22 protein-coding genes are annotated in these 22131 nt (G+C 43.7%); 11 read left to right on the top strand and 11 right to left on the bottom strand.

Features of this window, described 5'->3' with window-relative positions; translation table 11 throughout:
• Positions 1-42 precede the first annotated feature (42 nt).
• Positions 43-837 (top strand): GGDEF domain-containing protein, encoded by a 795-nt coding sequence (locus tag L1D23_RS11470; protein WP_239866402.1) that lies wholly within the window; start codon positions 43-45, stop codon positions 835-837.
• A gap of 7 nt (positions 838-844) precedes the next feature.
• Here the strand turns inward: L1D23_RS11470 and cobB are convergent, their stop codons facing one another.
• On the bottom strand, positions 845-1576 hold the full coding sequence (gene cobB / locus L1D23_RS11465; RefSeq protein ID WP_239866400.1) for a Sir2 family NAD+-dependent deacetylase: 732 nt from the start codon (positions 1574-1576) through the stop codon (positions 845-847).
• 298 nt (positions 1577-1874) lie between these two features.
• On the opposite strand from cobB, the gene L1D23_RS11460 reads away from it, so the two are divergent.
• Positions 1875-3764: a methyl-accepting chemotaxis protein gene (locus tag L1D23_RS11460; protein WP_239866398.1), complete on the top strand. Its 1890-nt coding sequence runs from the start codon at positions 1875-1877 to the stop codon at positions 3762-3764.
• Positions 3765-4232: 468 nt separating this feature from the next.
• Entirely contained in the window at positions 4233-5306 is a 1074-nt protein-coding gene (locus L1D23_RS11455; RefSeq protein ID WP_239866396.1) for a M23 family metallopeptidase, read from the top strand.
• A 66-nt stretch (positions 5307-5372) separates the two neighbouring features.
• Here the strand turns inward: L1D23_RS11455 and L1D23_RS11450 are convergent, their stop codons facing one another.
• Entirely contained in the window at positions 5373-6245 is an 873-nt protein-coding gene (locus L1D23_RS11450) for a LysR family transcriptional regulator (RefSeq protein ID WP_239866394.1), read from the bottom strand.
• A gap of 109 nt (positions 6246-6354) precedes the next feature.
• Between L1D23_RS11450 and L1D23_RS11445 the strand changes: the two genes are divergently transcribed.
• The 4 genes from L1D23_RS11445 to L1D23_RS11430 all read left to right on the top strand — a co-directional run bounded on the left by L1D23_RS11445 (position 6355) and on the right by L1D23_RS11430 (position 9146).
• Positions 6355-7224: an MBL fold metallo-hydrolase gene (locus tag L1D23_RS11445; RefSeq protein WP_239866777.1), complete on the top strand. Its 870-nt coding sequence runs from the start codon at positions 6355-6357 to the stop codon at positions 7222-7224.
• Positions 7218-7853 carry a DsbA family protein gene (locus L1D23_RS11440; RefSeq protein ID WP_239866392.1) on the top strand — a complete coding sequence of 212 codons (636 nt, stop codon included), beginning with the start codon at positions 7218-7220 and terminating at the stop codon, positions 7851-7853. The genes L1D23_RS11445 and L1D23_RS11440 overlap by 7 nt, the downstream gene beginning before the upstream one ends.
• Positions 7854-8134: 281 nt before the next feature.
• Positions 8135-8848, top strand: coding sequence for an AzlC family ABC transporter permease (locus L1D23_RS11435; protein WP_239836967.1), 714 nt, complete (start codon positions 8135-8137; stop codon positions 8846-8848).
• Positions 8838-9146 carry an AzlD domain-containing protein gene (locus tag L1D23_RS11430; RefSeq protein WP_239836969.1) on the top strand — a complete coding sequence of 103 codons (309 nt, stop codon included), beginning with the start codon at positions 8838-8840 and terminating at the stop codon, positions 9144-9146. Before L1D23_RS11435 ends, L1D23_RS11430 begins: the two co-directional genes overlap by 11 nt.
• A gap of 47 nt (positions 9147-9193) precedes the next feature.
• On the opposite strand, the gene L1D23_RS11425 is transcribed toward L1D23_RS11430, so the two are convergent.
• The 7 genes from L1D23_RS11425 to L1D23_RS11395 form a co-directional block, all read right to left on the bottom strand.
• On the bottom strand, positions 9194-9769 hold the full coding sequence (locus L1D23_RS11425; protein WP_239866390.1) for a hypothetical protein: 576 nt from the start codon (positions 9767-9769) through the stop codon (positions 9194-9196).
• Complete coding sequence (locus L1D23_RS22305; protein WP_239866388.1) at positions 9766-11349, bottom strand: FAD-binding protein; 1584 nt, start codon at positions 11347-11349, stop codon at positions 9766-9768. Before L1D23_RS22305 ends, L1D23_RS11425 begins: the two co-directional genes overlap by 4 nt.
• Before the next feature lie 625 nt (positions 11350-11974).
• Positions 11975-13567, bottom strand: a complete 1593-nt coding sequence (locus L1D23_RS11415; protein ID WP_239837369.1) for an ABC-F family ATPase — start codon at positions 13565-13567, stop codon at positions 11975-11977.
• A 248-nt stretch (positions 13568-13815) separates the two neighbouring features.
• Complete coding sequence (locus L1D23_RS11410) at positions 13816-14568, bottom strand: hypothetical protein (protein WP_239866386.1); 753 nt, start codon at positions 14566-14568, stop codon at positions 13816-13818.
• A complete protein-coding gene (locus tag L1D23_RS11405; protein WP_239866384.1) occupies positions 14553-15074 on the bottom strand; it encodes a sigma-70 family RNA polymerase sigma factor in 522 nt (173 codons plus the stop codon). Before L1D23_RS11405 ends, L1D23_RS11410 begins: the two co-directional genes overlap by 16 nt.
• A gap of 7 nt (positions 15075-15081) precedes the next feature.
• Positions 15082-15798 (bottom strand): hypothetical protein, encoded by a 717-nt coding sequence (locus L1D23_RS11400; RefSeq protein WP_239866382.1) that lies wholly within the window; start codon positions 15796-15798, stop codon positions 15082-15084.
• 14 nt (positions 15799-15812) lie between these two features.
• The gene (locus L1D23_RS11395) at positions 15813-16610 is read right to left on the bottom strand and encodes a substrate-binding domain-containing protein (protein ID WP_239866380.1); all 798 of its coding nucleotides are present in this window, start codon (positions 16608-16610) and stop codon (positions 15813-15815) included.
• A gap of 304 nt (positions 16611-16914) precedes the next feature.
• Here L1D23_RS11395 and mobA point away from each other — a divergent pair, with 304 nt between their 5' ends.
• The 3 genes from mobA to L1D23_RS11380 are packed head-to-tail and all read left to right on the top strand — an operon-like array spanning position 16915 to position 19289.
• Positions 16915-17502, top strand: a complete 588-nt coding sequence (gene mobA / locus L1D23_RS11390; protein ID WP_239836983.1) for a molybdenum cofactor guanylyltransferase MobA — start codon at positions 16915-16917, stop codon at positions 17500-17502.
• Complete coding sequence (gene mobB / locus L1D23_RS11385; RefSeq protein ID WP_239866378.1) at positions 17499-18971, top strand: molybdopterin-guanine dinucleotide biosynthesis protein B; 1473 nt, start codon at positions 17499-17501, stop codon at positions 18969-18971. The genes mobA and mobB overlap by 4 nt, the downstream gene beginning before the upstream one ends.
• Before the next feature lie 51 nt (positions 18972-19022).
• Positions 19023-19289, top strand: a complete 267-nt coding sequence (locus tag L1D23_RS11380; protein ID WP_239866376.1) for a DUF2960 domain-containing protein — start codon at positions 19023-19025, stop codon at positions 19287-19289.
• A gap of 164 nt (positions 19290-19453) precedes the next feature.
• Here L1D23_RS11380 and nagK read toward each other — a convergent pair whose 3' ends face one another.
• Positions 19454-20362 carry an N-acetylglucosamine kinase gene (gene nagK / locus L1D23_RS11375; RefSeq protein ID WP_019276128.1) on the bottom strand — a complete coding sequence of 303 codons (909 nt, stop codon included), beginning with the start codon at positions 20360-20362 and terminating at the stop codon, positions 19454-19456.
• 142 nt (positions 20363-20504) lie between these two features.
• Positions 20505-21245, bottom strand: coding sequence for a tRNA-uridine aminocarboxypropyltransferase (locus L1D23_RS11370; RefSeq protein ID WP_239866775.1), 741 nt, complete (start codon positions 21243-21245; stop codon positions 20505-20507).
• Positions 21246-21329: 84 nt separating this feature from the next.
• On the opposite strand from L1D23_RS11370, the gene L1D23_RS11365 reads away from it, so the two are divergent.
• A complete protein-coding gene (locus tag L1D23_RS11365) occupies positions 21330-22118 on the top strand; it encodes a sterol desaturase family protein (RefSeq protein ID WP_239866374.1) in 789 nt (262 codons plus the stop codon).
• The last annotated feature ends 13 nt before the right edge of the window (positions 22119-22131 follow it).

Genomic DNA, 22131 nt, shown 5'->3' with positions numbered 1-22131 from the left:
GGCTCTGGCCGCTTTATTTGTTTCACCTAAGTTGAGGGCACTATGATTGTAAGATACAAAAGGTTCCTATCTGGCTTCTGCGTACTTTCTGGTCTTGCGATATTAGTTACGGCAATCAGTTATCAAACACATCCAGAATCCTATAGTGACCTTCTTTTCGAAACCAATACTCTGCTCGTTCTTCTCTTTATCTACTCTGTTTCTCGGGAAATTTATCGCAATAACAACTTCCTAAAGTGGGGCTTAATACTTCTCGTCGCTGATCAAGCGTATGATATCTTGACTGAAATACCCGCTCTAGATAGATGGGCAGACAATAACGAGTTTACTCATACGCTGATTGAAGATGGTGGAATTCAGATTGCCTACCTATTAATTGCTTTTGGTGTCACCCAACTGTTTCGTCAAATGAACGAGCACGCTTACACGGATGAACTGACAGGCCTATTTAACCGAAAAAAATTGTTCTCGATTGATCGTAAACAATTCGATTTGATATATATCGACTTGGATGGTCTAAAGCAAATCAATGACACGCATGGCCACGCGAGTGGCGATTTAACCATTATTCGTTTTGCACAAGCCGTTAATGCATCGGTTAATCCAACAGACAAGGCCTTTCGTATCGGCGGAGATGAATTTGTGATTGTGGTTGGCCCTGGAGAAGGTGAAGCTCTTATCGAGCGAATCAAAGAGGAACTTATTGAAGAAGAGATACTCTTCAGCTACGGTATTGAGTCCTCAACACCTGAAACCTTAAAAGAAAACCTGATAAAAACTGATAAAGCTATGTATGAAATGAAAAACTCTCAACGCAAACGCGCCGAGAGCAATTGAGCTTATTTTATTTAACCTCTGATTCCTGCAGAGCCAAAATTTCCTCAACCAGCTTAGGCACCTCTATACTTGCCTTGCCATATCGTTTTTCTTCGAACTCACTCTCAATGGCACTTGGCTCTAAGTTAATCTCTAGCGTATGAGCTCCATGCATCTTTGCATCATGTACAAAGCCTGCGGCTGGATACACTACTCCAGAAGTACCTATTGAAATAAACAAATCAGCTTTCTCTAACGATTCATAGATATCACCCATTCGCAGAGGCATTTCTCCAAACCATACAACATGAGGGCGCATCTGAGCAGGGATCTGACAACAATGGCAAAGATCACCTGTGTTCACCTCTCCTTTCTGCTCAACCACCTGATTTGATTCGCTGCATCTTGCTTTCAATAGTTCTCCATGCATATGGATTACATTTTGACTACCGCCACGCTCATGTAGATTGTCGATATTTTGCGTGATGATGGTAACAGTGCCTTCTAATTCCTTTTCAAGGCGCCCTAGAGCAAGGTGGGCTGCATTCGGCTCTATACCCTTTTCCTGAAGTTTGAAGCGACGCTGGTTGTAGAATTCTTGTACAAGATCAGGGTTGCGTTCAAATCCCTCTGGCGTTGCTACATCTTCAATGTGGTGATTTTCCCATAAGCCATCCTGAGCTCTAAACGTTTGGATTCCTGACTCGGCTGAAATTCCAGCCCCTGTGAGTACTACTATGTTGTTGTAAGGAAACGTCATATCAAATCCCTTTCATTATATTTGATATAAGCTTACCACCTGAGATTTATCAGCAATAGTCGTTCAGATTAGACCATAGTTGTATTTTAAGGGTTCAACTTCCAAAAAATGTGAGGAGGAATAAGTGAAATGCCTCAGCTTAGCTGTGGTAGAAGGTGATAAAAAATTATATTTGCGGCCTTCTAGCTTGCAAAACGCTTCCCTAGTGCTATTAGTTTTATATTCGCATTAACAAAACTGTCATAATGTACATAATTTAAGCGAATATCCAACGTCATCAGGCTACAGGGAGGTGTCCATGAGCGGATCACCTAAATCAGAACAGTTTGCTTTTTCTTTTTCCATTCGCGCTAAGCTTATTCTTATCAATTTAACTTTACTCGTCAGTGTCGGTTTGTACGCTTATTACGAGCAAATCAGCTTTAACAACTTGAAGTCTCTAGAAAACGCTGCCATCGATAACTTACAAAGTTCCGTTGACCTACTCATGTTACGTCGTCACGAAAAAGATTTTCTGGCACGGAAAGATATGAAATACCCACAGCGTTTCGACAAAACATTTGAAGAGTTATCGGAACGTTTAACGGCTCTCACCGCCGTTTTAAAGTCCCACAACCTTGATATGGAAGAACGTACATCAACGATTATATCGACTCTGAATCAGTATCAGGTTCAATTTCATCAACTGGTTGATCAAGTGAATACCATTGAGGGCGTTGAATCCTCCTCGAATTTAATTTCAGAATTGGAACAAGCAAGAAAAGCATTGAAAGTGGCAGCGGCCGATAAAGACAGTTTCGCTTTAGAGGTTGAGCTGCTTGAGTTAATGGAAGCAGATTACCGATATCTCGCGAATACCGACAAGGAAACCAGTGCTGCCCTGCTGGCCGCTATAGATAAGTTCTCTACTAGTAAGCATGTCCCTGTTGATCTTCAGCCTGTATTCAATCAATACCAACGAAACGCCGAAAAGCTCGTTGAAGCATGTGAAGTTCTAGGTCTGACTTCTAGCGACGGGGTAAGAGGTGCACTCAGATCTAACGTTCACAATACCGAGAAAGCCATTAATGGGCTCCAAACTGAGATAAGCCAAGTCATTTCTCAAAAATCCTCAGACATCAAAAATAAGCTTTTCTTAATTGGAGGAGCCATTGTAGTCTTACTTTCCAGTATGCTACTCCTTATCGGAAGAAGCATACTCAGTCGAATTCAAGCTATAAACACACTTATGGAGAACATTGCCAGCGGTGATGGTGATCTCACGGTGCGTATGAATGCCAAAGGGGATGATGAGCTGGCCCAGCTTGCTAACTCTTTTGATCGATTTATCTCCCAGTTACATGGTCACATTAAAGAATTGGCAAACGTAATGACAGTATTGAGTGAAAGCTCATGCAGTTCTGAGCACGCTGCCGCTAAAAGCATGAACAACGCAGAACAGCAAAAAATACAGTCTGAGTCAGTAGCAACTGCTGTGAATGAGCTCGTAATGACCAGCAACGAAATTACTGCCAATATCGAGTCAGCAGCACAAAACGCTGAAAGCATGAAGTATGAAGCTGATAGCGCCCTCAAGGTAACGCATTCCACCAGCGAAAGTATACAAACGCTGTCATCAAACATTGAAGACTCGCAAAACTTGATTGAAAACTTAGCTGAGCAAAGTAAGGAGATCAATCAGGTCATCGCCACCATTCAAGGTATTGCCGAGCAAACCAACCTACTTGCATTAAACGCCGCGATTGAAGCTGCCCGTGCAGGTGAAAACGGCCGAGGTTTTGCCGTAGTCGCTGATGAGGTAAGACAACTTTCACTGATGACCAATAATTCTACTCATCAAATTGAAACGACTATTCAAACACTAACCTCAGGGATCCAACAAACCGTCTCCAAAATGTCCACCAGCCTTGAGCAAGCTCACCGCACTAACGCGAGCACTAAAGACGTGGTAAAAGCGATAGATAATATGGCGCTACGTATCAATGAAATGTCTGATATGAATACTCAAATTGCTACCGCTTCAGAAGAGCAATCTATGGTATCCGCTGATATTGACCGAAACATCACGGAAATCGCACATCTAGCAGGAGATACGCATAAAGTCGTTGCAGGTTCAGTACGTTGTAGTGAGCAAGTATCCGGTGTTAGCCATAAGTTGGAGCAAATTGTCGCAAACTTCAAATATTAGACGGTATTCACTTTAACAGTGCTTATCTTCTAAAAGTAATAAACAGTAGTGTTGTGGAGATGGCATGGAAACTTCTTCCATGCCATACATCGCAGCGTAATTATCTTTGTACATCCATTTAAAGCCTTTGTGATCAGAACGATCATCTCTTCATTACACCTCATGACTCGTTACCCGACTTGCTTATGTTCAATATTCTATACAGCGTACGACAAAGGTCGATTTTGGCACTAATCGGGCAACTCATTACACTTTCATAACGGTTACGTTTTGTTCTATTCAGCATATAACCAGAACATCACACCGTACAAGGCTTAAATATATTGGCAATTTTGCCAGTCAAACGCACGCAAGCCAACAATGCATAAGAGAAAAGTCCACGAGCAGTCGTTCTTCAATGAATAAGCTGTCAGCTCGTAAGTTCTACACATTGGAGCTTGCCGTTATAACAGTTGGTTGGAGAACGTCATGAAAACACTATTGGGTATCTTGCTATTACTTTTCAGTATACAAGGCCATACACACTCACTTCTGCCTGTCATTGACACAGGAAACCTTAATATTTCCACTCTAGAAAAGCACAATATCCCGACTCTGATACCAGACGGAAGATTCGTATACAGACCGATTAAATACCCCTTTTCAATGTCTGATCACTTTGCTAAAGGCTCCCAATGGCTAGCATTAGAAGAAGAACTGAACCATTGGAGTGGTGCTATGGGCGTGGATCCTCGGGTGGTCTTGGCCACACTAGCCGCATCTCACGATTGGTCGCCGGCTCATACGTTATCAATATCTGAGTTAGAACACTTAAGAAGTGAAATTCGACATGTAGCAAATCGCCTTTCGCAACTTTTCTATCATGTCAGACAGCAGTCAAACACGATAGATCGTGCAGCCACCTATGCCATCGTGTCATCACTGCAGAGTATTGAACAATGGCCTGAATGGCAGGCATTTTATTATCAACAGTTTGGCTCACCAACATTTGTTGAAGATGTCTCTTTCGTCTCCCCCCCTGAGATGCAATGGCCATGGAGAGCTGGCTATAACTGGATACCCAATGGTCCACACTCACACACAGGATCAGGGTTTCCGCTCTCATCGCTTGATGTCTCTTATGATTGGCCGCGCTGGGGAGGACAAACTTATAGCGTCACAGCAGCACATGAAGGGTACGTTTCTGTATTTTCTCGTTGCCAACTAAGAGTGACAGCAAAGAATGGATGGGCCACAAACTATTACCACATGGATGGGATCGAAGTACAAGATGGAGCTTGGGTGGCTAAGAACCAAAAAATCGGCACCTATGCTAGCCAGAAAAACGTCGCCTTATGCCAAGGTGGCTCATCCACAGGGCCACATCTGCATTTTTCGCTGCTGTATAACGGGCGTTTTCAATCATTACAAGATAAGTCATTTGGCCCCTATACTATTGACGTGGGTCGTTATAGCTATGACAGCCATTGCAGCTACACGTGGATGTTAGATGCTAGAACTAACTCAAAACAATGTTTCTGGTACCGTGTCGACAACCCTTAGTCATAATATATCGCTATCCCTCAATTCTCCTGGGGGATAGCTTTTTGGCTTGCTCAGTTAGTTTATCTAGGAAAGATACTGTTCAAAAAAGTCGATAAGACAGCGTATTGTTGCCGACAAGTGCTTTCGAGAAGAATACAAAGCGTAGACCTTCATTTGTTGAGGTTTCCATTCTGGAAGCACTTCGACAAGTTTGCCACTTGCAAGATACTCATCAGCAAGATATCTCGGCTGAACCGCTAATCCCGCTCCGTTAATTGCCGCATGCAGCAAAACAGTTGCCTCGTTGGCTGTTAACTGACACTGCACTTCCACCGCTCTATGTTCTGCTCCTTTACTTAAATGCCATACATGGCGCTGAAAGTTTTTGTAACCCAAACAATGCAGCTGAGAGAGGTCTTCTGGTTCACTGACTTGTATTTGTTTAGCATAACTCGGGGAAGCAACAATCACAGAATCACACACAGCAATGGGCTTACCAATCAAGGAAGGATCTGGGTTAGAAGCAATTCTGATCGCCAAATCAATTTGGTTGTCTGCCATATCGGTTACTGAATCTTGAAGATCGATATCAATGCTGACTTTGGGGTGCAGATTCATAAAATCAGTAATTGCAGGTACTAATTGAGCAAAACCAAATGACATGCTGGTTGCGATTCTCACCGTTCCGGTCAACTCATTAGCGGTATCCGTAATAGCCAATAACTTATCAGCCTGGTTTAGCCATTGCTCAACCTGTTTAAAGCACGCTTCTCCTGCAGTAGTGAGAGAGACTTTCCTTGTCGTACGGTGTAAGAGCCGTACATTTAGCCAATCTTCCATCGCTTCAACATATCTTGTCACCATTGGCCTCGACATGTCTAACCTATCAGCTGTGGCGGTAAAACTTCCCGACTGTGCGACATCAATGAACACTTTTGCTGCAGTCACTCTGTCCATAATATGCTCGATTTAAGAAATAATGTTGTTAACTTTGTGGTATTTTTCAGAACAGGTCAATGCCCTACTATTCTCCCGTCCACACACAACCCTGTTAATGGAGAGAATGATGAAAAAACTGACATTACTTGCGGCTTCAATGCTTATTGCAACTCACACTTATGCTGCAGAACAATCGAACCTCACTTTTGATGTTTACAGTGCTGACCAAAACAGTTTCTACGTCAATTCAACACTCATTGTCGGAGACACAGAAGTGATGGTCGTCGACACTGGATTTACAAAAGCAGATGCTCTTCGCATTGCAGCCAAGGTTCTAGACGCAGGAAAACCTCTGAAAACTATTTTTATTAGTCAGGCAGACCCTGATTACTATTTTGGTGCGGAAGTTCTCCATGAATTATTCCCAGAGGCTCAAATCATTACAACACCTGCTGTGAGAAAAGTCATTGAGGAAAAGCTACCAACCAAACTGAAAGTTTGGGCACCTCGTATGGGAGCTAACGCGCCAGTAAAACCTTACATTCCAGATGCCTATACGGCCTCTAATTTAACCATTGACGGTCATACCATTGAAATCCGTGGTAATGATGGCGACATTGCCCATCGACCATATCTATGGATCCCTTCTGAAAAAGCGGTGCTAGGAAATGTTTCAATCTATGGTACGAACCTTCACTTGTGGATGGCCGATGCTCAAAGTGATGATAGCCAAGCACTTTGGTCTAAACAATTGAATGAAATACAGTCACTAAAACCTGAAATTGTTGTCCCAGGGCATATGCTATCGGGTACAAAGTTAGATGTGAATTCTATTCAATACTCTCAGCAGTATCTAAAAGACTTTAAGCAAGCAAAGCAAACCACTGAAAACAGCGAGCAGCTGATTGAAAAAATGAATGAAAAATACGCTGAAGCGGAGTTACCCGTGGCTCTAAGTATTGGCGCAAAAGTTCACAAAGGAGAAATGGAGTGGTAAAAATTCACGTTTTTTACGACCCAATGTGTGGTTGGTGCTACGGCGCCACCCCACTAATGGAAATGATTGAAAATCATGCACATTTTGACCTTTGCTTGCACCCTGGTGGTATGGTGTCATATCGCTCTGTCGAACCTGATTTTCGACAACATATTTTACACAGCGACAAGCATATCTCAAAGCTGACAGACGCCAAGTTCGGTGAATCATACCTAAGCAAGGTAGCCAGTAACAAAGAGTTCATTCTTGATTCTTTCTTACCAACAAGAGCTATCTTGCTCGCAGAATCCCTTGGGATCTCATCTTTGAAGAGTTTGAAGGAGATTCAACGGGCACATTATTTCGATGGCAGCGATGTAACTCAGCCAGCAATACTTGCTAAGGTCATGCAGAATCTAGGAGGAAATTTAGTAGAATGGCATCAGGCACTCGCAAATCAAGAGCAGCCAGAAATAGCTAAAATTAAAGCCTCAAAGCAGCTTATGAAGGCGTTAAATGTAACCAGCTACCCGACTTTTGTCGCTGAATCAGACGGACAGTATATAAGCCTGCCACACAGTGACTACTACGGGAACCCAGCATTGTGGCTACAACATTTAGAGCATACACTGCTTAATGGAACGAGCTGAGATCACCTTCACTATCTTAACAACACGTATAAGCTAAACTTTTGGAAGTCTGTGTTTGCGATGAACAATGGCTTCCATTCACACTCCCTCCTCAACGTTTCAGACACACCACACAGACTCAAGAACACAAACGCAAGTCTGTTGTTAGCTGTTAATTTATGGCGTCAAACGATCATTATTCGATTTTAAAATGAGTGAATTCTGAATTATTCGCTTTTCGATTGCATCATTTCAGTTTACTGTTTATTTCAATTCTTATTACTCAAAAAATGGCTAATTACATGCTCGAAAAAGAACTAAAACTAGAGTATCAATCAGTACAACAAGGCTTTATTAGCTTGCTACCGATCTCAATATTTGTTGTGGTCTTTGGTACAGCTTTTGGTCTAGCTGCCGTTCAGGTCGGTCTAAGTGAATCCTCAGCTTTGTGGATGAGCACTCTGGTATTTGCAGGCGCTTCTCAGTTTGGTGCGTTAGACCTTTGGGGCGTGCAAGTCCCTATTATTCCTTTGGCTATCACGGTATTTGCGATTAATGCTCGCCATCTTCTGATCGGGGCAACGCTATACCCTCATATCAGAACAATGAAAGCTTTACCACGTTACAGCGTAATGCTATTTGCTTCAGATGCTAACTGGGCGATGTCCATGAAAGCGTTTGCTAATAATGACCACTCAAAAGGACTAGGAATTTTGTTTGGTGGAGGTCTAGCGCTTTGGATTTTCTGGATTATTGGTACTTGGGTTGGTGTTTATTTTGGTAACGCAATTCAAAACCCAGCAGCTTATGGTATTGATATGGTAATGGGCTGCTTTCTACTGACTATGGTACTTGAGGGTAATAAAGACCATGGCATCTACATTATCTGGGTATCTGCTGCATTCTCATCGATTATCGCGTATTTGTACCTACCAGAGAATGCCCACGTGATTGTAGGAGCACTGACTGGGGGGATTGCTGGGGTGCTGGTAGGGGATAAAAACAATGAACATTGAGACAACAGAATTTGGCACTTTGGCGATTATTGCCATCATGACTGTGGTAACCATCATTACACGTTGGGGTGGTATATACGTGATGTCCTACATTCCAATTAGTCAGCGAGTACAACAATTTATAGCCGCCATGTCGGGCTCAGTGCTAGTAGCGATTATTGCGCCATTATTTATTACTGGAGACATAGGAGCTAAAGTGGCTTTGCTAGTGACCGCCATTGGCACGCTAGTTTTGAAAAGGCCACTTTTATCAATCACATTTGGGATTTTGTTGGCAGCGCTAACACGGTCCTTGTAGCGTACCTAGCTGAAAAGAGCCTTTTACAGGCTCTTGATAAATTCCACTTAGGTGGTCACTGCTTTCAGACTTCTAAACCATTTTTTAATCGGTTGAACAATCCAGTATCGCGAAATGAAGAGCCCAATCTGAAAGAGAATATACTGACGCCGGCAGTATAGCATACAGACATAATCAAACTTCTCAGTTGGGCCTTCAAATAGGACATGAGGGTAAATGTACTTCTGCCTCTCGGCAACTTTAGGGTTACGAGCACCTGACATGAAATAGCGTTTCTTCATGCGATATGCTTCCCAGCTAGCATAAATAAAGACAAACCCACGCTCAAAGTCAGAGAGAGCTCGTTCAACCCAAAGCCCCCCACCTTCAACAATATTTTCCGTTGCATATTGAAGGGGATGCTCCTTCATATCTACTGGTAAGTCAGCCATATAGACCAAAGGGTTACCGCAGTTCACTGAATACCCTGCACACATCTCTCCTTTTGAATCAAAAAATGCACGCACACATGTTCGACTTTGTAGATGTTCGACCCTAGTTTGATTACCTGATATCGATTGATAGTGCTTGGCAAACGCCTGAAAGTCCTCATCACTGGAGATACGTTTGCTCCTTAAGATCATGATTGATCCTCCATCGTAAATGGATAAGACACATCCATTTGGTAACGACCAGGAGAAACAATGTTGTCAGGATCAAATGCGGCTTTGATTCTGCTACGCAGCGTTAATGCATCTTTTTCAAGTTCGTGATCGCGACGGAATGGCATCTCATCGACAGCACGTCGATAGCAAGGCCATTGATAATGCTGATAGAGGGTTCGAAGTTTTTTTACTAGGTCTGTCGCTCGACTCACTTCGTCTGGATTGCCTGCATCATAATAAATGCTGATTATTGCCTGACACATATATGCGTTAACGGCAGTCAAAGTTACACCAAACTCAAAACCTGCTTTATCAAAAGCCTGTTTTGAAATACGCATACACTTTTCTACTTCTTCACCAAGCATAGGTAACGTTGGCGCAACCCAGTAAAAACCCGCTCCGTCTTCCACGGGGTTCATTTTTTCCGGTACGTTGCCACGGTAACGCCAATAACAACCTTTTAAAGCCAAATCTTTTGGGTTCCCCTCTAACATATCCATCATCTCAGTAAACTCATTAAGGCTATTCTGTAGACGCCGATAGACAGGCAAACGGCCCAAAAATCGGTTGGCACTAATAGCAATTTGATTCATCTGCTTCAATGTGGATAGGCTAACCACATTCACCTGTGCAACCGATTTGAGTAGTGCTTTTACACGCGCGGCTTTTGCCTTCGCAATTTTATGTGTGCCGCTAATAACAAAGGCTCCCGACCAAGGAGTCAGCTTGTACTGCTTACACAGTGACTCAATATCCCCCAGGTTAGCACCTTCATCAGAGCTCCACTTGGCGAAATTGAATCGTTCCATCATGGTTAACATTCGATAGGTGTTACCCAAGTGCGGTAGCCCATCAATACTACCTTCTGATTTCAGGCGACGCATGATTTCGATGTAAGCGGGCAAATCATTAGCTGACTTTAGACGAACAAGGCAACGTAAGCTGGACTCAGGTTTGAGCATCAGTTCAAACTTCATTTTGCTGATCACCGCAATATTATTCTGGGTGAACAATTCGTGAAGGTTAGCAGCAAGTCCCGCTCGACCACAGTATCGCACGCTCTGATTAAGCTTCATCACTTCGCCATTGGCTAATATTAACTCGCTGATGGTAAAGTGTTGACTTCGGTTACCCACAGGACCATGGCCAAACCCTCTTTCCAGTACATTTCCCATTACACTTGTATCTGGCCCTGCTCCGGTACAATCCAGCATCCATGGAGTGTGTTTAAGATAAGATGACACCTGACCTTGTGTGACACCTGGTTCTATTTCGATGACTCCCAGCTCTTCATCAAAGCTCAGGATACGATTCATGCCACTTAGGTCGAGTAGTGTACAGCCATCAGTGGCAGGTGATTTATAACCATACCCCCAGTTATTCCCTCTACCGATAGGATAGACAGATAGCTTTTTTACGTAAGCCTGCTTGATGGTTTGTTGTAACTCCACATCGTTCTCAGGATGGAGAATTTGGGGGACGGTACGCGAATGGTGACCAAGGCCACTGCGAAGTTCTATTGGCTGAGGTAAATCAACCTGTTCCACAACAGATGACACGTGTAGCTCCTTTACCGGTGAATAACAAGACTATTGAATCCTCAATCAATAGATTCTTCTGCTGTTCTTATTGGGAGCAGGATTATCTCAGTAGCTTAAATATCAAACAATACACATATCTGTGGGGTGAATGCATTCAGCAAAAACAAGTAGATAACAACATTCACATTGACTTCACGAATAAAAAGTAAGGATTGGAAAGAGTGATTGATGAAATAGGTTCAGAGTAAGAAGAAAAGGCTCTCTATAGCTATAGTGAGCCTATTCATGATGCCTTACCACTCATCTAGTATTCAGATGATTCTGAGACAGACAAGTCAAAGGCCTGCTTCTTGCGCTTTTTGCGTTCGCTTTCTTACATTCAGAACTCCACCTGAGAGCTTACGCTAAAGGTAAGAAAATAGTCAGATTCGGAACCATCTCAGATGTCGAGAACGAAGAGCAAGAAGAAAACTCATACAAGAATCACTTTGCTACGGTGTACGCTAGTGTGGCGCTGACCCTTGTCTTTGTTATATTTAAGTTGGTTCAGTAACGACAAAACCAGATTCTCAAAGGAGGACAAGCACCTCCTCAGATACAAAAAAGCCTCACATGTGTGAGGCTTTGATTTATGTGTAAATCGTTAACCATCAATTCCTTTCGACTTTAGGAATTCGGAGTAAGTGCCACGGAAATCGTTAATCTTACCGTCTTTAATTTCCAGAATACGAGTAGCCAAAGAGTCCACAAACACTCGGTCATGCGATACGAAGAACAAAGTTCCTTTGTATTGCTCAAGCGCCGTATTCAATGATTCAATAGACTCCATGTCCATGTGGTTAGTTGGTTCATCCATTAGTAGCATGTTTGGCTTATGCATCATGATTTTACCAAGGAGCATGCGTCCTTGCTCACCACCGGAAAGCACTTTTACAGACTTTTTAATGTCGTCTTGACCAAACAACATACGCCCTAAGAATCCACGAATTACTTGCTCGTCGTCACCTTCTTGACGCCATTGCCCCATCCAATCCATTAAGTTCATGTCTTCAGCAAAGTCATGTGCATGGTCTTGAGCGTAGTAACCAATGTTAGCGTTTTCTGACCATTTAAATTCACCAGCGCGCGGTTCTAGTACACCCGCGAGAGTGTTCAAAAGCGTAGTTTTACCGACACCGTTCTCACCAATAATTGCTACACGCTCACCCACCTCAAAGATTGCATTGAAGCCTGAGAATAAATCTTCATCATAGCCTTGAGATAGGTTTTCAATGATAAGCGCATTACGGAACAGTTCTTTAGATTGTTCAAAACGAATAAACGGGTTCTGACGACTAGACGGTTTAACTTCTTCTAACTGTATCTTGTCAATTTGCTTGGCACGTGAAGTCGCCTGCTTAGCCTTCGAGGCATTAGCAGAGAAGCGCGCAACGAATGTATTTAACTCTGCGATTTGAGCTTTCTTCTTTGCGTTATCAGCCAGTAAACGTTCACGAGCCTGAGTAGCTGCAACCATGTACTCATCATAGTTACCAGAAAATAGACGCAATTCGCCGTAATCTAGGTCGGCCATATGTGTACATACCGAGTTTAAGAAGTGACGGTCGTGCGAGATGATAATCATGGTACAGTTACGCTGGTTAAGCGTTTCTTCCAACCAACGGATAGTATCCATATCCAAGTTGTTGGTTGGTTCGTCAAGGAGCATAATATGTGGGTCAGCGAACAGTACCTGAGCCAAAAGTACACGTAGTTTCCAGCCAGGTGCCACTTCGCTCATCAAACCGTAATGCTGTTCTTCTGGTATACCAACAGCTAGAAGAAGCTCACCGGCTTTTGCATCGGCCATGTAGCCATCCATTTCTGCAAACTCAACTTCAAGTTCAGCGACTTTAATACCGTCTTCTTCGGTCATTTCAGGCAAAGAATAGATACGATCACGTTCTTGTTTTACTTTCCACAGCTCTTTATAGCCCATGATAACGGTATCAATCACCGTAAACTCTTCATAAGCGAACTGATCCTGATTCAGCTTAGCAACACGCTCGTTTGGATCGTAACTAACATTACCCCCTGTCGGGTCTAGTTCACCACTCAAAATCTTCATGAACGTTGACTTACCACAACCATTAGCCCCAATTAGGCCATAACGATTTCCTTCGCCAAATTTCACTGAAATGTTTTCGAACAGTGGTTTCGCCCCAAATTGCTGCGTGATGTTATTCGTACTTATGATGAGAGTATCCCCCTAAATTTCTCTATACTATTCATAAAGATAGAAAAATATTTTTTTGAAAAAGATAAAAATCGAGCAGAGTATAACAGCTTGGAACTGTGAACTACATCAATTGTTGGGGTCAATTACTCTTTCAGGCTGATTTTATAACCAACTGATGTAGCTCCCAACCTCTAGCACAATAAAAAGGTGCCTTTAGCGAATCACTAAAGGCACCTTTCAACAACCCATTCCTAAAGGATAAAGGACTAAATTGATTCCCAACCACTCAATTCAACACATCGTCCTCGATACAAAACATCACTCTGGGGATCACGACTTGCAGTCACTATCAATTCAGAACTGCTCTTTAACGTCTTCCATTCTGCTGGCGACATATAACGAACATCTTCTACATTTTTCAGGCTATCAATCAATATAAGCTTGCCCGTTTCTCCCTCTCTCATCCAGACCATTGCTTGGCCCATCGGCACTTCATCCATACCTAGATTACGTTGCATGCGAAGGCTCGATTGACCCGGTTTATCGCCTTGGTATGCCACCAACGCAAAATGATTCTTCTGGGTTTCTGAAGACATCATGGCTAAATAACTCACAGGACGTACCTGAACGGTTTCAATGGGTAACGGGCTTTGCAACAAAATCGGTTGCAGCCAAATACCCACAAACAAAGAGAGCGCCATACCTGTTGGTAGCCACCACCAACGTATCCGTTTTGCCCCACGGTTAGGAATGAATGTTTGCTCAGCGATGTTTTTCCAAACCCGTTTTGGTGGGCGTTTTAGGCCATGTTCAGACGATTCAAGCTCTGTGGAAGGATTCAGACCAGATAAATGCTGTTGCCACTGTTCAACATGCTCCCACCACGTCGGGTCTGCTTGCATCAAAGTTTCCAACCTTCGTCGTACCCGAGGCGTTTGCGTCCCCAAGACGTATTCACTGGCCAGCTTATCTCTTAGCTCAGAGTTCTGGTAACGGCGGCTCGTTAATCGGTCAGACATCGTTTCAGCTCCTGCAGCCCACGGCGAATCCAAGACTTTACCGTGCCAAGTGGTGTTTTAATGTGTTGGACGATCTCCTGATGGCTCATCCCGTGTTGGTACGCTAGCACTATCGCATTTCGCTTCTCTTCGCTGAGAGAATGTAAACACCGATCGAGCCCAGAGTCTGAAGTCGATACAGCTTGCCGATCAACTTGATCCAATGACTTTTCCAGCGGCTCTTCTCCTCGCCTGCTACGTTTTCTGACTTCATCGATAGCAAGATTCCTCATACTCTGGCAAAGCCAAGCCCAAGGGTAATCCACGGGATACCTTCCATCGTTATACCAAAGTTTAACGAAGCCTTCTTGAAGAAGGTCGGCTGCAACTTGGTCGTCTTTTACAACCCCACGGATTAGGCTGTACAATCTTGAACTGGTTAACCGATAGAGCGCTTCGAACGCCTGTTTGTCTCGAAGCGCTACTCTGGAAAGCAGTAAACCTATTTGATGTTTATCTGTACTCACACTTTCCTCATTGGATTACTAGGTGCCAGACGTTTTTGACCCCGTCACCACTGGTTTCACCTGGGGCTTTATCTTTAAACCAACGATAAAGCGGTTTACCCTGAAATGTCCACTGATACGATTGGTCATCTCTCTTAGCGATACCGAACCCACCTGATAACTTGAGGTTTTCAACCCCTTTTTTAGTTAGCTTAGAATCAACATACGCCGGAGGCCATTTCACTTCGCAATCCCCATAACACGCTGACTTGTTCATTTTGTCTTTATCGAAGGTATAGAGTGTTTGGTTGCTACTATCGACTAAGAATCGACGTTTGCCATCGTTAAACAGCTTAATCGTCACATCATCGGCACGAGCAAGTGGCCATACACCTTTAACGCCTGCACCTGTTATGTCACCCGTTTGAGTATCTTTAAACCATCGGTATAGTGGTTTTCCTTGAATGGCCCATTGGCTGGTCCCATCAGCACGAGTAATTTTACTAAACGCGCTAAGTCCAGCAAATTGCGTACTATCCTCTCCTTCTGCCAATAATGGGGGCCATAATTTCTCACAGTCATCTACACATACGGATTTTCCCACTGGATCTTTAGCAAAAGTGTAAAGGGATTTACCTGCGCTATCGGTGTATACCTTACCGAAGTCAGTATCGCTTGTCTGCGTTGAAGCCATTGTGTAACTACTTGGTAGTAAGATCATCGCTGAAATTAAAAATGTTTTCATTGTCTTTATCCTTGCTATCGAGTCCAGCCTTCACGGGCAAAAAAGAGGTTACCTTCGCTACTTTTAACAAAATCAATGAATGCCTGAGTTTGAGGCTCTGCTCCTTTGGTTTTGGCTAAGGTAAGATCACGATAAATCCGGCGTTCTGGCTCAATTTCAACGTAGTCAACCTTGTCCGCATGATTCAGAGGCCAGTGAATCCAGGTAATCCAAGCGTCCGCGTTCTGCTGTTGAAACGCTTTAAAACTGGCACCACTGCCCTTGGCGTACGCAATGATCTTCTCGCGGAAATTTTGAACATCAGCTAGCGAACCCGTTCGACCTGCAACATCTTCCCAGACACCTGTACCTGATGTGTTATAGACACCGAGACCTTCAGTCACCACAATACGCGATGGCTTATCTAATAAGTCTTTTATGCCAGTAATGTTTTTCGGATTACCTTTCTGGACTGCAATAACCGCTCTACGTAGATAGACAGGTTCAACATTTTGGTGGCTAATAAAGGGGTAAGTTTCAACAAAAGCACTCATAGATTGTTCAGAAGACCCAAAGATCAAATCTGCATTTTTTTGTGCACCTAAAGTCCATTTAGATTCAGGCCCAGCGATGACATTAACCTTTACGCCACTTTTTTTCGTAAACGCCTCTGCAGCATGACGCAGTGCGGTGTCTGGTCCCCCAGGGCCATAAACATTAATCACACCATCACGAGGCTGGTGAACAATATTCGGGTCAAGTTTTGGTGATGCGAATGAGGACGTACTTGCAAACACCATAGCTAAGCTGGTCAAAATCAGATGACGCTTCATGTTTTCTCCTTGAAATAATAAAGATTCAGACAAGAGACGTGCAGACTTATGGTTTGGATGCAGGAGAATTGGAATTTTTTTTAATGTTTGATGTGCGAACCAGCCAACTCATCCTACCCCACAAAACAAATCGCATCAGATACAAAGAGACTCACTCAAAGCTAAGCGAGCTCAAGGAATTATCATGTTACACGTGGTAAGCTTGGCTAGTTAAGCGGGTGAAGATTCTTCGTTAGCGAAAAGCCATGATGGATTCAAGACACGCCGCTACAAGTCATTACAGATACAAAGCAAGAGAACATTTATGCTTCTTCCAACGCAAACGAGTTGGGTTATTTTAGCTGGCGGTCAAGCCAGACGCATGGGCGGAAAAGACAAAGGTCTTATCGAACTCGATAATAAACCTCTGATTCAACATGTTTTTGAAAGACTGTCCAAGCAAGTTTCAGACATTATGATTAATGCCAACCGAAATCAGGAGATCTACTCCAAATACGCCACGGTCATTGGTGATGAAATCAAAGATTTTCCAGGGCCGATGGGCGGAATCCACGCAGGATTGTCAGCGGCAAACAAGGACTGGGTTGGCTTTGTACCTTGTGATAGCCCGCAGATCAGCATGAATTTGGTTGAGCGGTTCTGTGCCGCCGCCCAAGATGACTATGACATACTCGTTGCGCACGACGGGGACTTTCAGCAACCCGTCTTCACTCTCTATCACAAACGTGTGTTGCCAAAGCTGACGGCATTTCTCGAGCGTGGCGATAGAAAAATCACTTTACTCTATAAAGAGTGCAAAACACGTAACGTCGATTTTAGCGATGCCAATGAGTGTTTCGTTAACCTAAACACTCCTATAGAGTTGGCACAATTTGGAACGGTAAACCAATGACACACTCGCTCCCTATCCCCATTCTGGGTTTTGCCGCTTACTCCGGCACAGGCAAGACAACCTTGTTGGAAGCATTGTTGCCTAAATTAACTCAAGCAGGGTTGCGCATTGGCATGCTTAAGCATGCCCATCATGACTTCGATGTCGATAAAGAAGGTAAAGATAGCTTTCGATTACGTAAAGCTGGAGCGTCTCAAATGTTGATTGCTTCCCGCAATCGATATGCTTTGATGACAGAAACGCCAGAAGCAGAATCTGAATTCGACTACCTTCTGAGCCGCTTTGATATCAACTCGCTTGATGTCATTCTTGTCGAAGGCTGTAAAAACATTGCTTTTCCAAAAATTGAACTCCACAGAAAAGAGGTCGGAAAGCCCTGGCTTTATCCTAACGATGACAACATTATCGCTATCGCTGCAGATACTACTGTCGATAACTTGCTACTGCCTCAAATGAGCATTAATGATATCGATATGATCGCTCGCTTTGTCTATGACTACGTCAAGCGCGATCATCAGCCTCAAAACGATACGTCAGCAACCAGCGTTGACACTCTTTCTCCTGCTTTTCATTCCGTTGAACAGGGTTTAGAAAATATCCTCTCTTCGCTCAAACCTATTGATCTATTAGAGTCATGCTCCATTGAACTTAGCCAAGGGCGTGTCCTCGCTCGAGACGTACTCTCGCCAGTTACAACAAATGGTGCAGCTCTCTCTCAAGGTCAAAGGCTCGCATCACCGGAAATGGGTATGCTGGCTTCCCTTGGCTTGACACAATGCGAGGTTTATCGACGGTTAAAAGTAGCCATGTTCTTCCCTAGTGATGAGAAAAAAGGACCAGAGACCAAGCAAACGTCTAACTCAATGCACCAATCCAATCGCTTTATGTTATTGGCATTACTTGAAAAGCTTGGTTGTGAGATTCTTGAGCTTGGCTTTCTCGAAGGTAATGAGAAAAGCATAACACCTGCTCTACTGTCTGCTTCTGAAAAAGCCGATGTGATTATTAGTATTGGCATAGGTGATACTAGTCCAGTCCAGCTTGATTGCGACAAGCTAGGTAAGATTGACTTCGGCATGAGACCAGAACACCGATGCGCCTATGGACAAGTCAACGATAAGCCTTTCTTTGGTCTTGCGAGTCACCCTATTGCTGTTATGGTGTCATTCATCAATGTTGTGGAGCCGACACTGCGGAAAATACAGGGTGAAAAAGGTTGGCTGCCCCTCAAAGTTAGCGCTGTTACACAGGAGAATTTGCATTCGCGACAAGGTCAAACTGAATTTCGCCTTGGCAGCTATGAAATAGATTCTAATGGGCAGCTCAGGGTGAGAGGCACAGGCAAACAAAGCTCTGGAGACCTGCAACCCATTAACGGAGCCAACTGTTTGATCGAGATTTCCCCAGCCGTTGATACTGTCAAGATTGGAGAAAGCGTGACAATCATTCCGCTTCAAGGCAGAATCTAGTGCATCCAAGGCCAGCTCAAGCTGGCCTCATTTATCTTAAGAGAAATACATATGGCTCGCACAATCCTGTATACCTATAAGGGTGAAGACAAAACGCTAACTTTTTCGTATCAGCAACATCGTAATATTCATGAAGCCGTAGCCGAAGTTGAAGGTATCGATATTTCCGAGTTCCTAAAGATGGAACAGCAAATTGAAGCCGTGTCAGATACTAAGGCAATGCGCAATTATCGCGACAACCATTTCAGAAAATTGGGATTTGAGAAAATCACTCTCAAACAAAAAGAAAACCTTGGTGTCGGTAAGAAGAACAAGTAGTTATAAACAGGAGCCTAGCGCTCCTGGTAGTTAAGCTCAGCGGAATCGGTCCAGTCAATAAGTTGCTTATAGTGTTCTTGTTGAAAGGCGAGCAAAGTCATTGTGATTACCATAAAAAAGAGCCTGCCTAAGCAAGCTCTCAAATTTATGCAATCAGATCAAGATTATTTGATGTTGAGGAAGGCTGCCCCACGCACACCACCAGAATCGCCATGTTTTGCTTTGATAATCTTCGGACACTTAGCAACAGATAGCAGATACTTAGGCACACGCTTTGGCATCTCTTCGTAAATGAGTTCGAAATTAGACAACCCACCACCTAGTGCAACAACATGTGGGTCATTAGCAGTAAAGATATTAGCAAAGCAAATTGCCAACAACTCCATAAAGCGCTCAACATGCTCTGCTGCTTTAGCTTCGCCTTCCTTGTATGCATTGATGATATCAATCGCTTTCTTCGCTTCGCCGTAATAGTGCTCGTATATTAACTCAAAGCCACGACCCGATAAGTAGCTGTCCAAGCAGCCTTTTTTACCACAGCCACAACCTAGTAGTGGCGCGTTGTCTCCCAGATGGAACCAAGCATCTATCGGTAAGCGCATATGGCCAAGCTCACCCGCCACGTGGTTACGACCGGAAAATACTTTGCCGTCGTAAATCAATCCACCACCAAAGCCAGTGCCAAGAATCAGCCCCATAACCGAAGGCTCATCTTTAAGCTCTTCATCCCACGCTTCAGAAAGTGCAAAGCAGTTCGCATCGTTTTCAATTTTAACGCTACGGCCTATTTTGGCTTCAAGGTCAGCGCGAAGTGGCTTACCTTTGGCCGCAGGCACGTTGACCGTCAGAACGGTGGCATCATCGGCGTCTTCCATTCCAGGTAGACCTAGACCGATCTTGCCTTCGCAGCCAAACTGTTTGTCATACTTATTCACCAGTTCAGCAATCGTGCTCACTAATAAAGAATAGTCTTCTGTTGGCGTTGGTACGCGCTCTGTGGCAACACGCTCTAATTGTTCATTAAACGCACCAAATTCAATCTTAGTGCCTCCAACGTCAAAGCCGTAGTACATCGTATCTCTCCCAGAAACAAATATAAAAAAGTCAAAATCGGTTCATTATCCACATTGGTACGCCTACAATCCGTGACGTGGAACGAATTTAACCACTACCTAGACTTAACTGTGCAGACTATCGCCAACAAGCCCATTATTTTCAGACTGAATTCTCGTTTTTCACCTTCTGAAGATAATGTTGCAGCTGTGGCCGGTCAAAATTTGGCTTAATTCGGGTTTTGCTTAACAGGTAGCTTTCTTTAAACACGTCAAACCACAGTTTAAGCGTTTGCGCTGTCTGTTCTTCACCTAATTGCTCAAGTACCAATGTGGCGACTTCTGCCGTAGCAAGGTGTTGTTCATTGTCAGAACGCCTCATAACATACTGAGAAATTGATTCTGGCGACACTGACAAAACAGGAAGCGCATTCAGATATGGCGACTTTCGAAAAATGCGCCTAGCTTCTCTCCAGCTCCCATCAAGAAAGATGAGTAATGGTTTTTTACCACCACACTGCTGGCGAGGATGTTCTCCAAGCAAACGAGACTTATCTTCAACGTACTCATCAGGAAACACCACTATGGGCTGATAATCTTGATGATTGAGCAGCGACAGCATCGCCTGATCAGGCTCTGTGCGACTCCATTGATACACATAACCTTCTTTTACCGTATCAAGGATAAGCCGCCCAGTATTGCTTGGCTTGAAGACTTCGTTTTCAGACACTAGCAGCATCACCGATACTGAACTGGAGACATCTGGCTGATATGCACAGATACAAAAGTGTTCAGCTACCTGACAGTACTGACAACGCTGGACTTTACAGCCTCTTGCATTGAACGGTTTCGTCGAGTGCTCTAGGCGATGCTGATAGAGACGGTGAAAAGCGTGGATTCTCATGTAAGTTGATGGATAATGATAAAGGGTGCTGAGTTTACCTTGAGACAAATCCGTTGCAAGTTCCATGTGGGAGAAAAACGTCGTATGCAGAATCCAGATCTTATTCGCTTAAGCTTTTTTCTTTCTGTGCTAATACTGTGTGGATTGTGGGAGTGGCTAACTCCACGAAAAAAGCTGACCCAGAATAAGCTCTATCGCTGGATCAACAACCTTGGCTTGGTCGGCTTTAACTCGCTTTTTCTTAGCCTATTTATGCCAGTATTGGCATTCGAAGCCGCAAACGTTGCTCTCAAACAGCAATGGGGCTTACTCAATCACCTAGATTTCCCCTTATTAGCGGAACTCATCATGTGTGTCATCTTTCTCGATCTGGCTATCTACCTCCAACACCTAGTCTTTCACAAAGCCCCTTGGCTATGGCGATTGCACAGAATGCATCATGCGGATCAGGATATTGACGTAACGACAGGCAGCCGCTTCCACCCGATTGAAATCGTGTTGTCCATGTCGGTCAAAATTGCACTGGTGGTTTCACTTGGGATCCCACCAATGGCAATTCTAGTATTTGAAATCGTTCTCAATGCAAGTGCGATGTTTAATCACAGTAACGCCAAGCTACCAATCAAAGTGGATGCTGTTCTACGCAAAGTCATTGTCACACCAGACATGCATCGCGTGCACCACTCAGTAATACCGCGAGAAACCCATTCTAACTTTGGTTTTTTTCTCTCTATCTGGGATCGCTGCTTCGGTACTTATATCGCCCAACCAAAGCATGGCCACAATAAGGTAAAGATTGGCATTCCACTTTTCCAGACGCCAAATGAACAAAGGCTGGATAAGATGCTTACCCAGCCTTTTAGAGAAGAGTGATAAACTAATAGCT

The organism is Vibrio sp. Isolate24 (genome assembly GCF_022398215.1).
Lineage (GTDB): Bacteria > Pseudomonadota > Gammaproteobacteria > Enterobacterales > Vibrionaceae > Vibrio > Vibrio coralliilyticus_A.
Note: the sequence above shows the minus strand (reverse complement) of the source record. Positions and strands in the feature narration are given on the sequence as shown.